We start from the raw sequence: 18,892 nt of genomic DNA, 5'->3' as shown, positions 1-18,892 counted from the left end.
CGGGATGCACAATGTTGCGCAAATACTGGGGGGTTACATGGTTTCTACCGACAACAACGCTGTCACCTATTTTGTGGATCGACATCTGGACGAAGGACGCGGCGACAAGCGTGCCTTCTTGGAAGCACAAAGCGGACGCAGCCTGAGCTACAGCGACATGGCCGCAGGTGCCGCGCAGGTGGCGGGGGCGTTGACCCGCGCTGGTATCCGGCCCGAGGAACGCGCGGCGATGCTGGTGCTGGACCAGATCGAATTTCCACAGATCTTCTGGGGCGCGATCAAGGCCGGCGTGGTGCCGGTCCCGCTCAACACGCTGTTGGCCACGCCGGTTTATGACGCGATCCTGCGCGACAGCCGCGCGGCGGTCCTGTTCGTGTCAGAGGCGCTTTGGCCCGTGGTTGCCCCTGCGGTCGCAGGCAATCCCTATCTGCGGCAGGTGGTTATGATTGGCGATGCGCCGGAGGACACGCAGGGTTTCGATGACTTCATGCGCGATGCCCCCGCCCAAGACACCATGGCCGTCAGTGCCGACGAGGTGGCATTCTGGCTATATTCGTCGGGCTCTACCGGGCAGCCAAAGGGCGTTGCGCATGTGCATTCCGCCCTGAAGGCCACGGCAGACACCTACGGTGCCAAGGTGCTGCGTATTGCCGAGGATGACGTGGTGCTGTCAGCCGCCAAATTCTTTTTCGCCTATGGGCTGGGCAATGCGATGACCTTTCCGCTGTCTGTCGGGGCCAGCACGGTGCTGTTCACCGGTCGGCCCACGCCGCCGGACATGATCGAAACAATTGCCGCGCATCGGCCGACGATCTTCTGCGGGGTGCCGACACTGTATGCGGCGATGGTCGCACAGATGGATCAAACTGGTGCGCCCGATGCGCCATTGCGCACCTGCATCTCGGCAGGTGAGGCATTGCCCGAAGATGTGGGCAAACGGTGGGAGGCGCATACGGGAGTGGGCATTCTGGATGGTGTCGGATCAACCGAGATGCTGCACATTTTCCTGAGCAACGGGCCGGGCGATATCGTCTATGGCACTTCGGGGGTTGCGGTGCCGGGATACGAATTGCGTCTGGTCGACGAAAGCGGCGCAGAGGTGGGCGTTGGAGAAGTGGGGGAACTCTTGGTCAACGGGGCGTCCGCCGCACATTGTTACTGGAACCAGCGCGACAAATCGCGTGAGACCTTCGAAGGGGTCTGGACCCGCACGGGCGACAAATACGAGCGCCGCGAGGATGGGCGGCTGGTCTATTGCGGGCGCACGGACGACATGTTCAAGGTCTCGGGTATCTGGCTGTCCCCCTTTGAGGTTGAAGGCGCATTGGTCAGCCATCCGCAGGTGCTGGAGGCGGCGGTCGTGGCCATGCGGGATTCCGATGGGCTGGAAAAGCCCAAGGCCTTTATCGTGCTGCAATCAGGTGAGGGATCAGACACCCTTGAAGCCGAGCTGAAAGACTTTGTGAAAGAGAAAATCGGCAAATGGAAATATCCCCGCTGGATCGAAGTGGTGGAAGACTTGCCAAAAACCGCAACCGGAAAGATCCAGCGGTTCAAACTCAGAGAGGGCGCGTGATGGCGATCAATTGGACGAATGCCGATGGGGCGCGGATTGCGGTCAACGGCCAATCGCTTGAGTATGCCTGCTGGGGCCCCGCGCCGCACAAGGCGCCTACGCTGGTGCTGCTGCATGAGGGGCTTGGTTCTGTCGCGCAGTGGAAAGACGTGCCTGCGCAATTGGCCGCACGCACGGGCTTTGGTGTCTTTGCCTACAGCCGTGCTGGATATGGCGGATCTGATCCCGTGACGCTGCCCCGACCGCTTGATTTTCAGACGCGTGAGGCTGAGGATGTTCTGGGTGCCGTGTTGGATGCGGCCGGAATCGAGCATTGCATTTTGATGGGGCATTCGGACGGTGCGACCATTGCCGCGATTTATGCCGGTTCAGTGTCTGATATGCGGGTGCGCGGGCTTGTCCTGATCGCGCCGCATTTCTTTACCGAACCTTCCGGGCTGGCGGCGATCCGCGCGGCAGGCGAGGCGTTTGAAGACGGGGATCTGAAACAGCGCCTTGAGAAATATCACGCCAATGTCGAAGTGGCGTTCAAGGGCTGGCATGATGTCTGGACTGATCCTGCCTTTGCCAAGTGGAACGTGGCTGATGCAATTGACCACTGGCGCATTCCGGTTCTGGCCATTCAGGGGCGCGATGATGCCTATGGCACCCTGGCGCAAATCCAAGAGATAGAAGACCGGATCTATTCACCGCTGGATACGCTGATCCTTGACGATTGCGGGCATGCGCCGCACCTGGAGAAACCGAAGGAAACCCTGGCGGAGATCACGGAGTTCTGCGCCCGGCTGCGGCGGCTCGAAGAGGATGAGGTCAGGATTGGCTGATCAGCCCGACCATATTCCGCGGCCGTCCCATGCCTATTTGCCGGGGGTGAATGCACGTCATCCCGAAGATTGGTTCGATGATATCAAAATCAGTGTGGGCCCGCAGACACCGCTGGATGCGCTGCATCTGACGCTCGCCTGGCAGGCGGGATTGGAATATTTCGAGGCCGGCTATTACTGGGAATGCCACGAGGTGCTTGAGGCTGTTTGGTTGCAAACGCCGGAATGGTCGGCAGAGCGGGACATGGCGCAGGCGATGATCCAGCTGGCCAATGCACGGATCAAGATCCGGATGCAGCGCCTAAATGCGGCGAGGCGGCTGTGTGATATGGTGCTGGCACATCTTGCGCGTTGCCCGATGGGACTGCCGGTTTTGGGGTTGGAACGGCCCAAGATGGAACGGCTGGTGCAGGAAACTTTGATCCTGATCGATCAATGAAGATGCACTATAATTCACGTTATCCGGAAAATAATGTAACTACCTGCCGTTTCCGCTAAGTATTCTGAACTATATCGCATCAATGCGACTTATTCATGAGGGGACCACCGATGACCAAAGTGATCGACTTTCAGACCGATCCGTCCAAGTACCGGCACTGGAAGATTGAATATGATGGTCCGATTGCATGGCTTTCGATGGATGTGGACGAAAAGGGCGGGTTGTTCGACGGCTATGAGCTCAAGCTGAACAGCTATGATCTGGGTGTCGACATCGAGCTGGCTGACGTTGTGCAACGGATGCGGTTTGAACACCCCGAAGTCAAAGTGGTGGTCATGCGTTCGGCCAAGGACAAGGTGTTCTGTGCAGGGGCCAACATCCGCATGCTGGGCGGCGCGGCGCATGCCCATAAGGTCAATTTCTGCAAATTCACCAACGAGACCCGCAACACGTTTGAGGCCGCTTTGGCCGACAGCGGGCAGAACTATATCTGCGCGGTCAAAGGGGCCTGTGCGGGCGGGGGTTATGAGCTGGCGTTGGCGTGCAATCACATCATGCTGACCGATGACAGCACGTCCTCTGTGGCCTTGCCTGAGGTGCCGTTGCTGGCGGTTCTGCCGGGCACAGGTGGGCTGACCCGAGTGACCGACAAACGCAAGGTGCGCCGTGATCTGGCAGATGTGTTCTGTTCTATCGAAGAGGGCGTGAAAGGCAAACGCGCGGTGCAATGGCGGCTGGTGGACGAAGTGTTCCCGAACTCCAGCTTTGATGAAAAGGTCGCGGAGCGGGCGGCCACGCTGGCCGCAGAATCGGCCAAACCTGATGTGGCGGAGGGGATCGAACTTACTCCGCTGTCCCGCAGTTTTGCCGAGGATGGTGTGAGCTATACCACGGTTGAGGTGGCGCTTGTGCGGGATGAAAGCCGTGCCACAATCACGATCAAAGGTCCGGAGGCAGATGCGCCAGCGGATATGGATGCCTTCACCGCCAAGGGGGCGGAGAATTGGATGCTGCGCTGTGCGCGGGAACTGGACGACGCAATTTTGCATTTGCGCAACAACGAAAAGGAACTGGGGCTGATTGAATTCCAGACCCAGGGCGATCCTGAAACCGTACTGGCGCATGAAGCGCTGTTGCTGGGCAACCCTGATCATTGGCTGGCCAACGAAGTGCTGCAATATTGGAAACGGGTGCTGAAACGCATCGACATGACCTCGCGGTCCTTGGTGGCGATCGTGGAGCATGGATCATGCTTTGCCGGGGTGCTGGCCGAACTGCTCTGGGCGGTGGACCGCAGCTATATGATGCTGGAGGAGTTTGACGGCGACAACCGGGCGCTGGCAACCGTTGCGATGTCAGAGGGCAACTTTGGCACCTATCCGATGGGCAATGACCTGACCCGTTTGCAGACCCGTTTCCTTGGCACTCCGGAGCAGGTGGAAAAGCTGAAATCCTCCATAGGGGAGGCACTGGATGCGGATGACGCAGAGAAACTGGGCCTGATCACCTATGCCTACGATGACATCGATTGGGAGGATGAGGTGCGCCTGTTCATGGAAGAACGTGCCAGCTTTAGCCCCGATGCGATGACGGGGATGGAAGCCAATCTGCGCTTTGCCGGGCCGGAAACCATGGAAACCCGGATTTTTGGCCGCCTGACTGCATGGCAGAACTGGATTTTCCAGCGCCCCAACGCAGTTGGTGAAGAGGGCGCCTTGCAACGCTACGGCACCGGGGTGCGCGGCAAATACAATATGGAACGTGTGTAATCATCAATGGAACGGCGTCCTCGAAAGAAGCCGGTCGGGAACGCCTCAGGTTTCCGATGCCCAGACTGAAAAGGAACTTCGACAATGCTCGATCTGATCAACGTAAGTTATGACACGCAAATCCCGAACAATGTCGGGCTGTCCGAGGACAAGAAGGTGCTCAAAGCGCTGGAGAAATGGCACCCCGGTTATATCAACTGGTGGAATGATCTGATCCCGCAGAACTTTCAGGAAAGCATGGTCTACCTGCGCACCGCGGTGAGCGTTGATCCCAAGGGCTGGGCGAAGTTCGACTATGTGAAGATGCCAGAATATCGCTGGGGTGTTCTGCTGGCACCAGCGGTTGAAGATCGCAAGATCCCGATGGGCGAGCATTATGGTGAGCCGGCATGGCAAGAGGTGCCGGGTGAGTATCGCAATATGCTCAAGCGCCTGATCGTCATTCAGGGCGACACTGAGCCGGGATCGGTAGAACAGCAGCGTTTCCTTGGTCTGACGGCGCCATCCCTTTATGACATGCGCAACCTTTTTCAGGTGAACGTCGAAGAAGGCCGTCACCTTTGGGCGATGGTGTATCTGCTGCAGAAATATTTTGGCCGCGATGGCCGCGAAGAGGCGAACGACCTGTTGGTGCGCTCCTCCGGGTCCGAAGACGCGCCGCGTATGCTGGGCGCGTTCAACGAGGAAACGCCCGATTGGTTGTCGTTCTTCATGTTCACCTATTTCACCGACCGTGATGGCAAGATGCAATTGGAAAGCCTTGCGCAATCGGGGTTTGACCCGCTGTCGCGCACCTGCCGGTTCATGCTGACCGAAGAGGCGCATCATATGTTTGTCGGCGAGACCGGCGTGGGCCGAACCATTCAGGCAACTGTTGAGGCGATGAACGCCAATGGCATCACCGATCCCTATGACATCAACAAGATCCGCGATCTGGGCGTGATTGACCTGCCGACGATCCAGAAAAAGCTGAACCTGCATTATACTCTTTCACTGGATCTGTTTGGTCAGGAGGTATCGACAAACGCCGCCAATGCGTTCAACTCCGGCATCAAGGGCCGCTATATGGAGCAGCGGATCGACGACGATCACAAGCTGAATGATGCGACCTATCCGGTCACCTCGATCAAGGATGGCAAGATCCTGACTGAAGATGTACCTGCATTGACCGCGATCAACATGCGCCTTCGCGATGATTACGTGCGCGATGCTGCGGGCGGGGTGGGCCGTTGGAACAAGCTGATTGCCAAGTCGGGCGTGGAGTTTGAACTGAAGCTGCCGCATGAGGGTTTCCACCGCCAGATCGGTGTCTTTAGCACAGTTGCGATTGATCCGGACGGCAATATCCTGTCGGCGGAAGAGTGGCAAAAGCGTCAGGGTGACTGGTTGCCGACCAAGGCCGATGGGGATTTCATCCAATCCTTGATGGTGCCTTGTTTTGAGCCTGGCAAATACGCCTCTTGGATCGCAGCGCCCAAGGTTGGGATCGACAACAAGCCGGGCGATTATGAGTATGTTAAGCTGCACATGGCCTGACAGTTTGGCGGGGTAGACCCCGCCTTGCAGAATATCAAGGGTGGGGGTCTCTCCGCCCTTCTTTTGATGAATGGGAGAGCCTATGACCACCCCCGTCAAACAGCACCTGATTGATCCCGAGATCTGTATCCGTTGCTATACCTGTGAGATGACCTGCCCAATTGGGGCAATCGAACATGACGACAACAATGTCGTTGTGAATGCGGATGTCTGTAATTTCTGCATGGATTGTATCCCGGTCTGTCCTACGGGGTCCATTGACGAATGGCGGGTGGTGGAAACGCCTTACACCCTTGAAGAACAGTTTGATTTTGACGAACTGCCCGAACAGGCCGAGATCGAGGCGGCGCCAGCGGGCGGTGACGAGGGCGATGCAGATCCGGTTGCGGCCCTGTTGGCCGAGGCGCACAAGGGCGCGGGCGGCAAGGCGCGTGCGCCACTGACAGCGGCGAAACCGGCGGTCAATATGTACACGCTTGGCAAACCGGCCAAGATGAAAGTACAGGGCAACTACCGCCTGACCGACGATCCAAGCCATGATGTGCGCCATATCATTCTGGACCCCGGCGCATTGCCCTTTCCGGTGCTGGAGGGGCAATCGGTCGGCATCATTCCACCGGGGCAAGATGCGGAAGGCAAGGCGCATCTGCCGCGTCTTTATTCCGTGTCCAGCCCGCGGGACGGGGAGCGCCCCGGCTATCACAATATCTCGCTGACCGTGAAACGCGAAGAGGGCGGACTGGCGTCCAACTACCTGTGCGATCTTGAGCAAGGTTCAGAGGTTGAGGTCACTGGTCCGTTTGGCTCTACCTTCCTGATGCCGAATGATCCCAATGCGCGCCTGTTGTTGATCTGTACCGGCACCGGATCAGCGCCGATGCGGGCCTTCACCATGCAGCGGCAGCGCGGCGGTGCCACGGGCGGCATGACCATGTTCTTTGGTGCGCGCACACCCGAAAGCCTGCCGTATTTCGGACCGCTCAAGAAGATCCCGGAAAAGATCCTGCGGCAACATCTGGTGTTCAGCCGCCTGCCGGATGCGGACAAGGAATATGTGCAGGACCGGATCGTGGCCGAACAGGACGAGGTCGCCGAAATGCTGGGTGATGAGCGTACGCATATCTACATCTGCGGGTTGCGGGGGATGGAAGAGGGGGTTGAGCTTGCCATGACCTCCATCGCGGAAAGCATCGGCCAGCAATGGACCGCCCTACGTGATGTGATGCGCGATGAGGGTCGCTATCACGTGGAGACCTATTAGATGAGCGCAGAGAATTTTGTGCATCCGGTCAATGTGACCTGGGCCGATTGTGACCCCGCCCGCATCGCCTATACCGCGCGGCTGCCTTACTTTGCATTGGATGCGATCAATGCCTGGTGGGAGGCCCATCTGGATGGCGACGGTTGGTTCCAGATGGAGATCGATCGCAATGTCGGCACGCCATTCGTCAACATGTCGATGGATTTTCGCAGCCCCGTGACACCGCGCCATAAGCTGTTGTGCGAAACATATCCGACACGGCTGGGCGACAAGTCGATCACCTTTGCGGTGAAGGGGCGGCAAGATGATGTGCTGTGTTTTGAAGGGCGCTTTACCTGCGTGTTTATCATCGCCGATCAGTTCAAAAGCCAATCGGCGCCGGCAGAGTTCAGGGCGGTGATTGAGCCGCGTCTGCGTGCGGAATAGTGCAAAAAATCGTTCCGTAAGGATTGTTTTTCGCCAAATGACAGGCAACGATGCAGTATTATTCCTAATCATCTCTCTGGTTTTATGACTGACCTTTCCCCCTCAGAAGACCTCGGCGCCGCTTTGATTGCGCGCCTGGCGGCCCGCGTGGCGGAGGCCCGCAAGCTGCGCGGGCTGTCGCGGAGGGTCTTGTCGGAGATGTCCGGTGTCTCGCCGCGCTATCTGGCGCAGCTGGAGGCGGGCGAGGGCAATATCTCGGTGCTGCTGTTGCAGCGGGTGGCCAGTGCCCTTGATCTGCGGATTGAGGCGCTGTTGGCTGAAGGCATCCCGATGGACCACGAGGCAGAGCGGATTACGGCCTTGTTCCGGCAGGCGCCGCCGCAGATACAACAGCAGGTCTGCGGGTTGCTCGCGCCGCAAAACCCCAAGGTCATGCGGGCCGGGCGGATCTGTTTGATCGGGCTGCGCGGGGCGGGCAAATCCACCCTTGGCCGCATGGCCGGAGAGGCGCTTGGCATTCCGTTTGTGGAGTTGAACCACAACATTGAAACAGACGCCGATATGCCGCTCGCGGAGGTGATGGCGTTTTACGGTGAGGACGGCTATCGCAAGCTGGAGGCCGAGGCGCTTGAGCGTGCATCGGCCAAACATGACAAGATGATCCTTGCCGTTGCGGGAGGGATTGTGGCCCAGCCGGATACCTATGCCCGCCTGCTTGAGCGGTTTCACACCGTCTGGATCAAGACCAGCCCGGCCGAGCATATGCAGCGGGTGCGCGGGCAAGGTGATCTGCGTCCAATGGAGGGCAACCCGGCGGCAATGGCGCATCTCAAGTCGCTGTTGGAAAGCCGGATACCACTTTATCAAAAAGCCGAAGCGCAGGTGAACACAACCAACCGTGCGGTGCGGTCATCGGCCAATGATCTACTGGCGGTGATTGCCAAACACCGTTTCCTTGACGGGGCCAAATGACCGCGCGTGATGCGGCGGCTGTGTTGCAGGATGCGTTCTGGCAGGCCGGTGAGGCGCTGATGTACCGGCATACGACCCCTTGGGAGCTGGACGAGGCGCTGACCGATTGGGGCTATACCATGGGCCCATGTGAAGCGCAGGATTTAATCGGGCTTGAAAAGGTCCTTGCCCGCGAACCAAACCGCCCAGTGCCGGTTTTGCCGCGTATGGTGGCGGAAGGGCGTATCGGCAAATCTGGCGGCGTTGGCTACTATCGCTATCCCGGTGGCGGCGGGGCGGTCATTGACCCATTGATAGAGGACATGTTTCGCGAGGAGGCATGGTTTGCCGGCGATGCCCGCAGCGAGATCAGCGATGCACAGATCGTCGAGACGATGAATGCCGCGTTGGTCCAAGCGTTAGATCGGTTGTCCTTGCCGGATGCGGAGGCGTTGTCTGTGTTGGTGCGGGCCGTGCATTTCCCCAAAGACAAGACCTTGGGGGAACTTATCCAGCGGACATAAAAAAGGCCGCGACATGCGCGGCCTTTTTCAATGTCTGGGATCAGCGTGTTTACGCAGACCAACCCATCCGTGCCGGGTGCAATTCAAAACCGATGTGGTGCGCTGCACCAACCAGACCCTCTCTGGTGTGGTTGTAGAGAGAGCGCCAGTACGGCTGAATGGTCACGCCTTCGTCCTGGATCATCGCCTGGCCTTTGGCCATCAGGCCACGGCGCTTTTCAACGTCCGCAGTTGCGAGGGCTTCGGCCAGCAGTGCGTCAAACTCTGCATTGCTCCAGCCAAACTCGTTCCATGCTTCGCCGCTGCGATAGGCCAGGGCCCAGATCTGAACACCCAATGGACGGGCGTTCCAGTTGGTAGAGCTGAACGGATATTTGGACCAGTCATTCCAGAAGGTCGAACCGGGCAGGATTGTCCGCTTGACCTTGATGCCCGCATCACGCAGCTGGGCGGCAACCGCATCGGTTGTGTCTTTGCGCCAAGCATCGTCAATCGACATCAGTTCGTGCTCGAAGTCGGCCATGCCGGCTTCGTCCATCAGTGCCTTTGCCGCGGCAGGATCAACCTTGCGGGCTGGCATTTCGGCATACTCCGGGTGCATCGGACCAACGTGGTGGTTTTCCGCAACGATACCGCGGCCGCCATACCCCAGTTCCAGCAGAACTTCGTTGTCTACGGCCATGCCAATCGCCTGACGCACACGTTTGTCTGCATAAGGCTGCTTGCCATCAACTTCTGCCAGCTGGTTGGGACGAATAACGATTGTCGCGGCGGTCGCGATGGAGTTCTCGACCCAGCCGTCCAGCGTCGACATGATGTCGATGTATTCGCCTTCCATGGAATAGAAACCATCAACCTCTTCGGCTTCGGCAGCGGCGATCCATGCAGATGGATCGGTGCCGTAGTCGATATACTCCAGACGGTCGATGAACGGTCCGCCGGTGATTTCCGTGCCCCACCATGTATGATCTGGGTTCTTGACCAGCACACCTTTTACGCCCACTTCGAGGGATTCTGGCAAGTAAGGGCCGGTGCCGATCGGGTTGTCCAGCATGCTGTCCGCGGTGAAGGAGCTGTGGACAATCGCGGCAGGATAGTCGGCCATGCCTGGGATCAACGTGATGTCGGATGCAGGCAGCATCAGTTTCACAGTGTGGCTGTCGACAACCTGAATGGCGCCTTCGATGGCTTTGCCTGTGGCTTCGTCGATGAGGGTCGCAAAGCGGCCGGCCATGGAGTTGCCTTCAACGGATTTGTCACACCATGCTGTGATGTTGCGGGCAACATCTTCGGCGGTGAAGTCGTCACCATTGTTCCACTTGACGCCTTTGCGAACGTTCAGTGTGTACTCGGTTGCGTTATCGTTGATTTCCCAGCTTTCGAGCAAGGCTGGGGTGAATGTGCCATCGTTCTCCCAGATGGCCAGATATTCCAGCCAACCGCGTGAGAAGTTCGCGATCTGTGACCAGTCATATGTGCGTGGATCTTTCAACGCGCGGACTTCCATCTGAATGCGGACAGTGCCGCCCGGCTTGATGTTGGCGTGGGCTGCGGCGTTTGCCGGAGCAGCCATGCCAATCATGGAATAGGCGGTTGCGGCGGTTGCGCCGAATGCGCTGGCCAATGCCAGGAACTCGCGGCGGTTGACCGGATCTTTTTTGGCGGCTTCTGCGGAATCGTGGATCGATTGCGGCAGTGGCTTTCCGGTGCGTGTCAAATAACTCATGGTCTTCCTCTCTGTTGTCGGTGGCGATCTCTGAGAGCCGCCCTTTGTGACGCCAATTTGATGGCGCCAGATGATACAGTTTTCCTGCTTTTCTGGCCCGCTGACGCGGTTGCATGGCAATAGTCAAACACACAGGCCCGTGGCGTCAAGCCCATCACGGTATCTTGTCCATGGGTCGCGGGATCGGATAGGCCACGCAAACAGCGGTTGTGCGTCGGCGGTCAGGATGTTCATTTTCTTGCAGCGGTTTTGCGGCAGAGTGACGAAGATCTAAGCCACCCGCAATTTCAGTCCGTCAGCGCCAATTCAGGCTGCTCATGTGTCGCTTTCGGGCAAGCCGCCATGGAGCCAAGGTATAACCCCCACAATTTTCAGCCGTGGACGGAGGCGATTTTCCCGCCGCAATTCGGGTTCGTTTCTTTCCGAATTGCGGCGCATTTTGAAATAAAAAAAGTTTGGATAGATCTGCCGGAGGCGCGAACTTGGGCCTTGAGGGGGCGTGCAAACGAATCTATTCGCTCCGCTTCAGGTCACATCAACGGCTGCTTGCATCAGCTTCTTAAGTTTTTCCAAATCTCCGATTTCATTACTTAAAATCAACACAAGGCGGGCATTCAACGCATGACTTTGTGCCTCGCTCAGGCCGTCGTGCAGGTCCATGAGTGCGTTATAAAAGGCGTCGGTGTCCTGCCCCAATTTATCATCAAGGATCATAGGGATGCTCCCATTGCATTTTCCATTGCAGTGCTGATCGCGGTGACATCCGGTGTGGAGAACACGGCGCAGACATGGCCGTCGGGGCGGAACAGATAGATATGGTCACGGCCATAGCGGCGGATGGCGTGGCCGTCCGTTGCCTCGAAGCAGGGGTAATTTCCGCGGCTGTTGATCCCGATACGGGCGATACCGTCGATCTGCGGCAATGCCACATCGCCAAAACCGACAAGCGTAAACTGTCCCTGCACCTCGTGGATCAGCCAGGTGTCGCCGTTGGGGCCGGACAACGGGGCGTCTGTGACCACCTCACCGGGGGCCACGGGGGCGCCGCCGGGGGTTTGCAGGCGCATCCCTTCGAGGGAACACGGCAAAGACAGCCGCCCGGAGTTGATCAACCGGCGGGCAAAGGGATGGCGGCTCGCGAGGGTCAAAACCTCATCGCGAAACAGCGCTTCAATCGGGGATTTGGGTGTCATGAAATTGGTGGCGCGGGACGAGTTCAGGATATTCTCGGCCGACCCATGGGAGCGCTCTTCGTTGTAGGTTTCAATCAGGGCAAGCGGTGCATCACCGCGCAGCACGGCGGCGAGTTTCCAGCCGAGATTGTCGAGATCCTGCACCCCGCCATTGCCGCCCCTTGCCCCAAAGGGGCTGACCACATGGGCGCTGTCCCCGACAAACAGAACCCGGCCATGCACAAACCTGTCCAGCTTGGCGCAGCGGAATTTATAGACGCTCATCCAATCAAGGCGGAAGGGTGCATCCCCGACGATCTGTTTGATCCGGGGGATCACCTTTTCTTCGGTGGCTTCTTCCTTGGGGTCGGTGTCCGGCCCCAGTTGCAGATCAATCCGGTAGATGTTGTCAGGTTGTTTGTGCAGCAGTGCGGATTGGCCGGGGTGGAAGGGCGGTGCGAACCAGAACCAGCGTTCGGGTGTGTCGTGATCGCCAAAGGGCGAGCTTTCCATTTCCACGTCGACAATCAGGAAATGCTCTTCGAAGGTCTGGCCATCAAAAGCGAGGTTCATCCGTTGCCGCGTGGCGCTGCCGGCCCCGTCGCAGGCGATGTACCACTCTGCCTCAAGCCTATAGGGGCCATCGGGCGTTTCCACCGTCAGCACAACATGATCGCCATTGTCGGTGTGATCTATGACTTTGTTGAGGAACCGCAGGTCAATAAGATCGGGAAATTCCTGCGCCCGTTCCACCAGATATTGCTCGACGTAGTATTGCTGTAGATTGATAAAAGCAGGGTACTTGTGGCCCGGCTCTGGCAACAAATCAAAGCTGTAGATCTCGTCCTTGCCGTGGAACTGACGCCCGACTTTCCATGTGACGCCTTTTTCGAGCATCCGTTCGCCCACGCCGAGCCGGTCAAAGATTTCCAGCGTCCGTTTGGACCAGCAGATCGCGCGTGATCCGACCGACACCACGTTGTTGTCGTCCAACACCACCGATTTGACGCCTTGCAACGCAAGATCGACCGCCATGGCCAGCCCGATCGGCCCCGCGCCCACAATCACAACCGGATGGCGCGGCTCGGGTCCGCTTAAACCGGGCGGTGCGATGTAGGGGTATGGGGCGTAATCATAGGCCATGGGGCGCTCCTGTTTTGGGTGTTTTTCGGGTCAGCCTTGCAAGGCCTCCCACATTTCCAGATCGCGCTGTGCGGTCCAGATGCGGGGCGTTTCGATGCCGCGGGCTTCGTCATAGGCGCGGGCAACGTTGAAGGGCAGACAGTGTTCGTAGATGGCGTAGTCCGCGAACTTGGGATCGCAGGCGGCGCGGACCGCATCCCATGCTTCTTTCAAGGTGCCACCACGGGCCGCGACGCGGGCGGCCGGGGCATAGGTGCTGTCGACAAAATCACGGGTGCTTTCGATGGCACGTTCCACGGCGTCTTTGCCGATCAATGCGCCGCCGCGACCGGGGGCGATGGCATCCACGTCAAAGCTGGCGATGTTATCAAGGGTGTGGCCCCACTCGTGGAAATGCCCGTCGCCGCAATAGCAGGCAGAATGGTCTTCGACGATGTCACCGGTGAACATGACGTTTTCGTCCTGCACCTGCACCACGATATCACCAGCAGTGTGTGCGCGGCCCAGATGCATTAGATCGACGCGGCGGTTGCCCAGATAGACGGTCATGCTGCCGGAGAACGTGGTGGTTGGATAGGTCAGGCCGGGGATGCTTTCATGGCCTTCAAACAGGCGCGGGAAACGTTGGAATTCGCTGTCCCAGTCTTCCTGCCCACGTTCCACAACCATGCCACGCGCAGCATCGGACATGATGATCTGGTCCGCGCCATAGGCCGAAGCGCCCAGCACACGCACCGCGTGATAATGGGTCAGCACAACATGGCTGATTGGTTTGTCGGTCACTTCGCGGACCTTCTCGATCACCTTGCCCGCCAGACGCGGGGTGGCCTGCGCCTCGACGATCATCACGCTGTCGTCGCCGATGATCACGCCGGAGTTGGGATCACCCTCGGCGGTAAAGGCCCAGAGATCGCGGCCGATCTCGTCAAAGGTGATTTTCTTTTCGGTCATGTCGCCTTGGGATGCGAATGCTTTGGCCATGAGGGATGTCCTTTGTGCGTTGTGTGGATGCCGGGATGGGGTGCTTCTGGCGTGCGTTTAAGGGGCTGGTTGCGGGCTGGCGTCAAAGGCCAGAAACTCCAGCCGGTTGCCAAAAGGATCGGTGGTGAAGAACCGTTTGCGGTCTTTCAGCGCAGCGTCCCATTGCAGCGGGTGATCGGCGGCGTTCAGCTGCTTTGCCAGCGCTTCGATGTCTTCGACCAGAAAGCCGGGGTGGGCTTTGCCAGCCGGAGCAAAAGGGGTTTCCACCCCCAGGTGCAGCTCGGCCCCCACAAGCGCCAACCAAAGTCCGCCGCGCTCTTGCAAAGCGGCGGGTTTGCGGACTTCCGGCAGGCCGATCAACTGGCACCAAAAGGCGCGCGCCTGATCTTCTCCGCCTGCGGGGATTGCAAGTTGGATATGATCCAGTCGCAGGGTCATTGGTGGCTGAAAGGATTGTTCAGGGCAGGCTGGATTTGCCCGGTGCAATCGCCAAAACCGATGCGGTAGCCGTCCCCATGGGCCGCGCCGCGCAGGGTCATTGTGTCGCCGTCTTCGAGAAAGCCGCGGGTCTCGCCGGTCTCCAGCGTGAAGGGCTCGCGCCCGGCCCAGCTGAGTTCCATCAGCGATCCGTATTCGGCGCGGGTGGGGCCGGAGATTGTGCCTGAGCCCAGCAGATCACCGGGGTTCATCCCGCAACCGCCCACCGCGTGGTGGGTCAGCTGTTGCGCGGCGGAATAATACATCCGGCTGTAGTTGGTTTTGGCGATGGAGCTGGCACGGGGCGCCCCTTCGGGCTGCATCAGCACTTCGAGGTCAATATCATAAAGACCCGGTTTGCTTTCGCTGAGGTAGGGCAGCAATTCCTTGCTGCGTTCCGGCACCTCGGTGCGGAAGGGTTCAAGCGCCTCTTTGGTGACGATCCATGGTGAAATGGAAGTGCCAAAAGCCTTGCCCTGAAACGGGCCAAGCGGTTGGTATTCCCAGCCCTGAATGTCCCGCGCGGACCAGTCGTTCAGCAGGACATAGCCAAAGATCATCTCATCGGCTTGCTCGGTTGTGATCGGCTGGCCAAACTCACTGCCCATGCCGACAACCGCGCCCATCTCCAGCTCGATATCAAGGCGCTTACTGGGGCCAAAGCTTGGCACTTCGGCGTCAGGCGCTTTGATCTGGCCCAATGGGCGGGTGATGGGCGTGCCAGAGACAACGACCGACGAGGCGCGGCCGTTGTAACCGATGGGGATATGCAGCCAGTTGGCGGGCAGTTCCGGACCGCCGCGCAGGATAGACCCCATGTTCTCCGCGTGTTGGCGGCCTGCGTAGAAATCGGTGTATTCGGACACAAGGAACGGCAGGTGCAGTTCGGCGTCGGCGCGGGCAACGAGCAACGGCGCAGCGGCGGCCTGATCGGGCGATCCTTCGGCGAGGATCTCGGTCAGGCGGGCGCGCAGGCTGGACCATGTGTCAGGGCCCAATTCCATGACTTCGTTCCAAAACGGCACGTCAAACAGCGCCTCATCATTGAGGTTGATCAGCCCTTCTTCTTCGGCGCGGGCCATGTCGAGGATCATATCGCCGATGGCCACACCGCAACGCGGCGACAGATCGTCGGTCGAGAACACGCCATAGGGCAGGTTGTTCAGAGGAAAGTCGGTGTCTGCGCTGTTGGCGCTGGTCACCCAAGAGGGGAGGAGGGTCATGTATGGTCCTTTGGTCGGTGCGGCGGCAGGCTTCCCGCCCAATGCAAGCAAGGTAGGGTGGGGATTATCCCCACCACAACCCGTCATTTTGCGGCGTCATTTCTGGCCCGGTGTGCCATCAAATTTCTTTTCGATGTCTTCCCAGCAGTCGATGTAATCGTCCTGCAGCGGTGCCTCTTTGGCGGCGAATTCCGTCAGATGCTGCGGGAAGCGGGTCTCGAACATGAAAGACATGGTGTTGTCCAGCTTTTCCGCCTGAAGATTGGCGTTAGACGCCCCCTCAAAGGCGTTCTTGTCCGGCCCGTGCGGTAGCATCATGTTGTGCAGGCTGATGCCTCCGGGAACAAAGCCCTGCGGCTTGGCGTCATACTGTCCATAGATGTTGCCCATCAGCTCGGACATGATGTTCTTGTGATACCACGGCGGACGGAAGGTATCTTCGGCCACCATCCAGCGTTCGCGGAACAGGACAAAGTCGATGTTCGCGGTGCCGGGCTGGCCCGAAGGGGCGGTCAGCACGGTAAAGATCGAGGGATCGGGGTGATCAAAGAGGATCGCGCCGACCGGGCAATAGGTGCGCAGGTCATATTTCACCGGACAGTAATTGCCGTGCCAGGCCACCACATCCAGCGGCGAATGGCCGATCTTGGTTTCGTGGAACTGGCCACACCATTTGATCGTCACTGTGGAGGGGGCATCGCGGTCTTCGTAGGCGGCCACGGGGGTTTTGAAATCACGGCGGTTGGCCATGCAATTGGCCCCGATGGGGCCGCGGCCCGGCAATTCGAACTTTTGCCCGTAGTTTTCGCAGACAAAGCCGCGTGCCGGCCCTTCAAGCACCTCGACGCGGTACAGCAGCCCGCGCGGCAGGATCGCAATTTCCTTGGGTTCCAGATCAATGATCCCCAGCTCGGTGCAGAACCGCAGGCGGCCTTCCTGGGGCACCACCAGCAATTCGCTGTCGGCGGAGTAGACATAGCTGTCCACCATGCTTTCGGTGACCAGATAGATATGCGTGGCCATGCCGACCTGCGTGTTCACATCACCGGCTGAGGTCATGGTGCGCATGCCCGTGAGCCATGTCAGCTTTTCCTCTGAATGTGGTACGGGATCCCAGCGGTATTGGCCAAGCGATGTCACATCTTCGGGGATGTGCGGCGCCGATTTCCAATAGGGCAGGTCGATGCGTTCATAGCGGTGGGAATGCTTTACCGAAGGGCGGATGCGGTAGCACCATGTGCGCTCGTTCTGGTGGCTGGGCGCGGTGAAGGCGGTGCCGGTCAGCTGTTCACCATAAAGACCATAGTTACACTTTTGCGGGCTGTTCATGCCCTGCGGCAAGGCACCGGGCAGGGCCTCCGTTTCAAAATCGTTGCCAAAGCCGGGCATATAGCCTTCGTGCGGCCCGGCGGGCGATGCGGCGCGGATCATGCCGCTGGGACTTGTCTGACGGTTCATGAGGTTCCCCTGTTGCGAGTTTGTTGCGGATGTAATAGTTGTTTTTGTAACTAACAAGCGGTGTGGCGCATGTCTGACGACAATTTTGAACTGGAAGAGTTCCTTCCTTACCTGCTGAACCAGTCTGCAGAGGTCAGTTCCCTCGCGTTTCAGCGTATCTACAAAGACCGTTATGGCATGTTGCGAACGGAATGGCGGGTTTTGTTTCACCTCGGGCTTTATGGCAGCATGACCGCAAGCGAGATCGGCAACCGGGCCCGGCTCCATAAGACCAAGATCAGCCGCGCAGTGCAGCGCCTTGCCCAGCGCCGGTTTCTGACGCGAACAAAGGACAAGACGGACCGGCGGGTGGAGCATCTTGCCCTGACCGCTCAGGGCGAGGCGGCGTATAGGGATCTGCGCGAAACGGCGCGCCAGTACGAGCAAAAACTGCTGTCTGAGTTGACCCCGCAGGAAGGCAAGGTGCTGCGCAAGGCGTTGATGAAACTGTCTCAGGTTGATCCGGGCCGCTTTACTTAACGCCCCAAAACCGTCACCGATGGCGCATGAGTGATCAAACCAAAGGCCTTTTGATAACCCTTTTCGGTGTCCTGTTTGTGGTGCCGGATTCGCTTTTTGTGCGGTTGATCCCTGCCGACCCTCTGACAATTGCCTTCTGGCGCGTTCTGCTGGCGGGCGGCGGCACCGGGATCTGGTTGTTGCTGCGCCGTGGCACAGCGCCGTTTGGGGCAGTTCTGGAGACGGGCCTCTACGGGTGGATCTATATGGTTGGCGTGGGGGCAAGCGGTGTTCTGTTTGTGATCGCGGTCAGCCTGACATCAGTCGCCAATGTTGTCTTTATCATCGCGTCGTTGCCGGTGTTTGCCGCGGTGTTCAGCCGGATTTTTTTGTCCGAGCCGTTTAGCCAGCGCACGCTGTTGACCATTGCCGCGGTGGTGCCGGGACTGGCGGTGATCGCCTATGGCTCAGGCGAGACCGAGAATGCGCATATTGCCGGAGATCTGTTGGCGCTCTGCCTTTCGGCGTTGTTTGCAGCGGCGTTGACGGCGGCGCGGGCGGCCAAGGGCACATCCATGGTGGCAGGGGTGGCGATGGGGTATGTCATGGCGGCGCTGTTGATCCTGCCATGGGCTTCGCCCTTTGACATGCCAAGCGGTGCATGGCCGCTGGTGTTGGCCCATGCGGGGGTGATTCTGATCAGTTCCGTGCTTCTGGCGATTGGGCCACGCTATATCACTTCGGCAGAGGTGGGGTTGCTGGTATTGTTGGAATCCGTGCTAGCGCCGCTTTTGGCATGGGGTGTGATCCGGGAATATCCCGGCCCCTATGCGCTGATTGGCGGCGCGATTGTCATTGGTGCGCTGTTTCTGTCCAATCTGGTGGTGCTGCTCCGGCAACGCCGGTAG

The 18,892-nt window shown here is 59.0% G+C and carries 18 protein-coding genes; 11 read left to right on the top strand and 7 right to left on the bottom strand.

Annotation, left to right across the window (positions count from 1 at the left end; translation table 11 throughout):
- The first annotated feature begins 37 nt into the window (after positions 1 to 37).
- The 9 genes from JNX03_RS11420 (at position 38) to JNX03_RS11380 (ending at position 9,306) form a co-directional block, all read left to right on the top strand.
- A complete protein-coding gene (locus JNX03_RS11420; RefSeq protein ID WP_203209162.1) occupies positions 38 to 1,576 on the top strand; it encodes a benzoate-CoA ligase family protein in 1,539 nt (512 codons plus the stop codon).
- Positions 1,576 to 2,400, top strand: coding sequence for an alpha/beta fold hydrolase (locus tag JNX03_RS11415; RefSeq protein ID WP_203209161.1), 825 nt, complete (start codon positions 1,576 to 1,578; stop codon positions 2,398 to 2,400). The genes JNX03_RS11420 and JNX03_RS11415 overlap by 1 nt, the downstream gene beginning before the upstream one ends.
- On the top strand, positions 2,393 to 2,839 hold the full coding sequence (locus JNX03_RS11410) for a DUF309 domain-containing protein (RefSeq protein WP_231024216.1): 447 nt from the start codon (positions 2,393 to 2,395) through the stop codon (positions 2,837 to 2,839). The genes JNX03_RS11415 and JNX03_RS11410 overlap by 8 nt, the downstream gene beginning before the upstream one ends.
- Positions 2,840 to 2,949: 110 nt before the next feature.
- Complete coding sequence (boxC, locus tag JNX03_RS11405) at positions 2,950 to 4,608, top strand: 2,3-epoxybenzoyl-CoA dihydrolase (RefSeq protein ID WP_203209159.1); 1,659 nt, start codon at positions 2,950 to 2,952, stop codon at positions 4,606 to 4,608.
- An 84-nt stretch (positions 4,609 to 4,692) separates the two neighbouring features.
- Complete coding sequence (gene boxB / locus JNX03_RS11400; RefSeq protein WP_203209158.1) at positions 4,693 to 6,144, top strand: benzoyl-CoA 2,3-epoxidase subunit BoxB; 1,452 nt, start codon at positions 4,693 to 4,695, stop codon at positions 6,142 to 6,144.
- Positions 6,145 to 6,226: 82 nt separating this feature from the next.
- On the top strand, positions 6,227 to 7,405 hold the full coding sequence (gene boxA, locus JNX03_RS11395; RefSeq protein WP_203209157.1) for a benzoyl-CoA 2,3-epoxidase subunit BoxA: 1,179 nt from the start codon (positions 6,227 to 6,229) through the stop codon (positions 7,403 to 7,405).
- Positions 7,406 to 7,831, top strand: coding sequence for an acyl-CoA thioesterase (locus tag JNX03_RS11390; protein ID WP_203209156.1), 426 nt, complete (start codon positions 7,406 to 7,408; stop codon positions 7,829 to 7,831). It begins immediately after the preceding gene.
- 84 nt (positions 7,832 to 7,915) lie between these two features.
- Positions 7,916 to 8,803: a helix-turn-helix transcriptional regulator gene (locus JNX03_RS11385; RefSeq protein ID WP_203209155.1), complete on the top strand. Its 888-nt coding sequence runs from the start codon at positions 7,916 to 7,918 to the stop codon at positions 8,801 to 8,803.
- Complete coding sequence (locus JNX03_RS11380; RefSeq protein WP_203209154.1) at positions 8,800 to 9,306, top strand: 3-hydroxyacyl-CoA dehydrogenase family protein; 507 nt, start codon at positions 8,800 to 8,802, stop codon at positions 9,304 to 9,306. Before JNX03_RS11385 ends, JNX03_RS11380 begins: the two co-directional genes overlap by 4 nt.
- Before the next feature lie 49 nt (positions 9,307 to 9,355).
- Here JNX03_RS11380 and JNX03_RS11375 read toward each other — a convergent pair whose 3' ends face one another.
- The 7 genes from JNX03_RS11375 to hmgA form a co-directional block, all read right to left on the bottom strand.
- Positions 9,356 to 11,032, bottom strand: coding sequence for an ABC transporter substrate-binding protein (locus tag JNX03_RS11375; RefSeq protein WP_203209153.1), 1,677 nt, complete (start codon positions 11,030 to 11,032; stop codon positions 9,356 to 9,358).
- 525 nt (positions 11,033 to 11,557) lie between these two features.
- The gene (locus JNX03_RS11370; RefSeq protein ID WP_203209152.1) at positions 11,558 to 11,746 is read right to left on the bottom strand and encodes a DUF2783 domain-containing protein; all 189 of its coding nucleotides are present in this window, start codon (positions 11,744 to 11,746) and stop codon (positions 11,558 to 11,560) included.
- On the bottom strand, positions 11,743 to 13,347 hold the full coding sequence (locus tag JNX03_RS11365; RefSeq protein ID WP_203209151.1) for an FAD-dependent oxidoreductase: 1,605 nt from the start codon (positions 13,345 to 13,347) through the stop codon (positions 11,743 to 11,745). The genes JNX03_RS11370 and JNX03_RS11365 overlap by 4 nt, the downstream gene beginning before the upstream one ends.
- Before the next feature lie 30 nt (positions 13,348 to 13,377).
- Entirely contained in the window at positions 13,378 to 14,328 is a 951-nt protein-coding gene (locus JNX03_RS11360; RefSeq protein ID WP_037905226.1) for an MBL fold metallo-hydrolase, read from the bottom strand.
- Between the two features lie 57 nt (positions 14,329 to 14,385).
- The gene (locus JNX03_RS11355; RefSeq protein WP_203209150.1) at positions 14,386 to 14,766 is read right to left on the bottom strand and encodes a VOC family protein; all 381 of its coding nucleotides are present in this window, start codon (positions 14,764 to 14,766) and stop codon (positions 14,386 to 14,388) included.
- On the bottom strand, positions 14,763 to 16,028 hold the full coding sequence (gene fahA / locus JNX03_RS11350) for a fumarylacetoacetase (protein ID WP_203209149.1): 1,266 nt from the start codon (positions 16,026 to 16,028) through the stop codon (positions 14,763 to 14,765). Before fahA ends, JNX03_RS11355 begins: the two co-directional genes overlap by 4 nt.
- A gap of 96 nt (positions 16,029 to 16,124) precedes the next feature.
- The gene (gene hmgA, locus JNX03_RS11345; protein ID WP_203209148.1) at positions 16,125 to 17,486 is read right to left on the bottom strand and encodes a homogentisate 1,2-dioxygenase; all 1,362 of its coding nucleotides are present in this window, start codon (positions 17,484 to 17,486) and stop codon (positions 16,125 to 16,127) included.
- Positions 17,487 to 17,555: 69 nt separating this feature from the next.
- Between hmgA and JNX03_RS11340 the strand changes: the two genes are divergently transcribed.
- Both JNX03_RS11340 and JNX03_RS11335 read left to right on the top strand, forming a co-directional pair.
- On the top strand, positions 17,556 to 18,005 hold the full coding sequence (locus tag JNX03_RS11340; RefSeq protein WP_203209147.1) for a MarR family winged helix-turn-helix transcriptional regulator: 450 nt from the start codon (positions 17,556 to 17,558) through the stop codon (positions 18,003 to 18,005).
- 26 nt (positions 18,006 to 18,031) lie between these two features.
- Complete coding sequence (locus JNX03_RS11335; protein WP_203209146.1) at positions 18,032 to 18,892, top strand: DMT family transporter; 861 nt, start codon at positions 18,032 to 18,034, stop codon at positions 18,890 to 18,892.

The organism is Sulfitobacter mediterraneus (genome assembly GCF_016801775.1).
Classification (GTDB): domain Bacteria; phylum Pseudomonadota; class Alphaproteobacteria; order Rhodobacterales; family Rhodobacteraceae; genus Sulfitobacter; species Sulfitobacter mediterraneus_A.
This window is presented reverse-complemented; position numbering and strand designations above follow the sequence as displayed.

What these genes read in the sequence shown, in the direction of transcription:
- JNX03_RS11355 (WP_203209150.1), bottom strand. Translation starts at nt 14,766, where the DNA reads ATGACCCTGCGACTGGATCATATCCAACTTGCAATCCCCGCAGGCGGA.
- JNX03_RS11340 (WP_203209147.1), top strand. Translation starts at nt 17,556, where the DNA reads ATGTCTGACGACAATTTTGAACTGGAAGAGTTCCTTCCTTACCTGCTG.
- hmgA (WP_203209148.1), bottom strand. Translation starts at nt 17,486, where the DNA reads ATGAACCGTCAGACAAGTCCCAGCGGCATGATCCGCGCCGCATCGCCC.
- JNX03_RS11420 (WP_203209162.1), top strand. Translation starts at nt 38, where the DNA reads ATGGTTTCTACCGACAACAACGCTGTCACCTATTTTGTGGATCGACAT.
- JNX03_RS11370 (WP_203209152.1), bottom strand. Translation starts at nt 11,746, where the DNA reads ATGATCCTTGATGATAAATTGGGGCAGGACACCGACGCCTTTTATAAC.
- fahA (WP_203209149.1), bottom strand. Translation starts at nt 16,028, where the DNA reads ATGACCCTCCTCCCCTCTTGGGTGACCAGCGCCAACAGCGCAGACACC.
- JNX03_RS11335 (WP_203209146.1), top strand. Translation starts at nt 18,032, where the DNA reads ATGAGTGATCAAACCAAAGGCCTTTTGATAACCCTTTTCGGTGTCCTG.
- JNX03_RS11415 (WP_203209161.1), top strand. Translation starts at nt 1,576, where the DNA reads ATGGCGATCAATTGGACGAATGCCGATGGGGCGCGGATTGCGGTCAAC.
- JNX03_RS11365 (WP_203209151.1), bottom strand. Translation starts at nt 13,347, where the DNA reads ATGGCCTATGATTACGCCCCATACCCCTACATCGCACCGCCCGGTTTA.
- JNX03_RS11375 (WP_203209153.1), bottom strand. Translation starts at nt 11,032, where the DNA reads ATGAGTTATTTGACACGCACCGGAAAGCCACTGCCGCAATCGATCCAC.
- boxB (WP_203209158.1), top strand. Translation starts at nt 4,693, where the DNA reads ATGCTCGATCTGATCAACGTAAGTTATGACACGCAAATCCCGAACAAT.
- boxC (WP_203209159.1), top strand. Translation starts at nt 2,950, where the DNA reads ATGACCAAAGTGATCGACTTTCAGACCGATCCGTCCAAGTACCGGCAC.
- JNX03_RS11385 (WP_203209155.1), top strand. Translation starts at nt 7,916, where the DNA reads ATGACTGACCTTTCCCCCTCAGAAGACCTCGGCGCCGCTTTGATTGCG.
- JNX03_RS11380 (WP_203209154.1), top strand. Translation starts at nt 8,800, where the DNA reads ATGACCGCGCGTGATGCGGCGGCTGTGTTGCAGGATGCGTTCTGGCAG.
- boxA (WP_203209157.1), top strand. Translation starts at nt 6,227, where the DNA reads ATGACCACCCCCGTCAAACAGCACCTGATTGATCCCGAGATCTGTATC.
- JNX03_RS11390 (WP_203209156.1), top strand. Translation starts at nt 7,406, where the DNA reads ATGAGCGCAGAGAATTTTGTGCATCCGGTCAATGTGACCTGGGCCGAT.
- JNX03_RS11360 (WP_037905226.1), bottom strand. Translation starts at nt 14,328, where the DNA reads ATGGCCAAAGCATTCGCATCCCAAGGCGACATGACCGAAAAGAAAATC.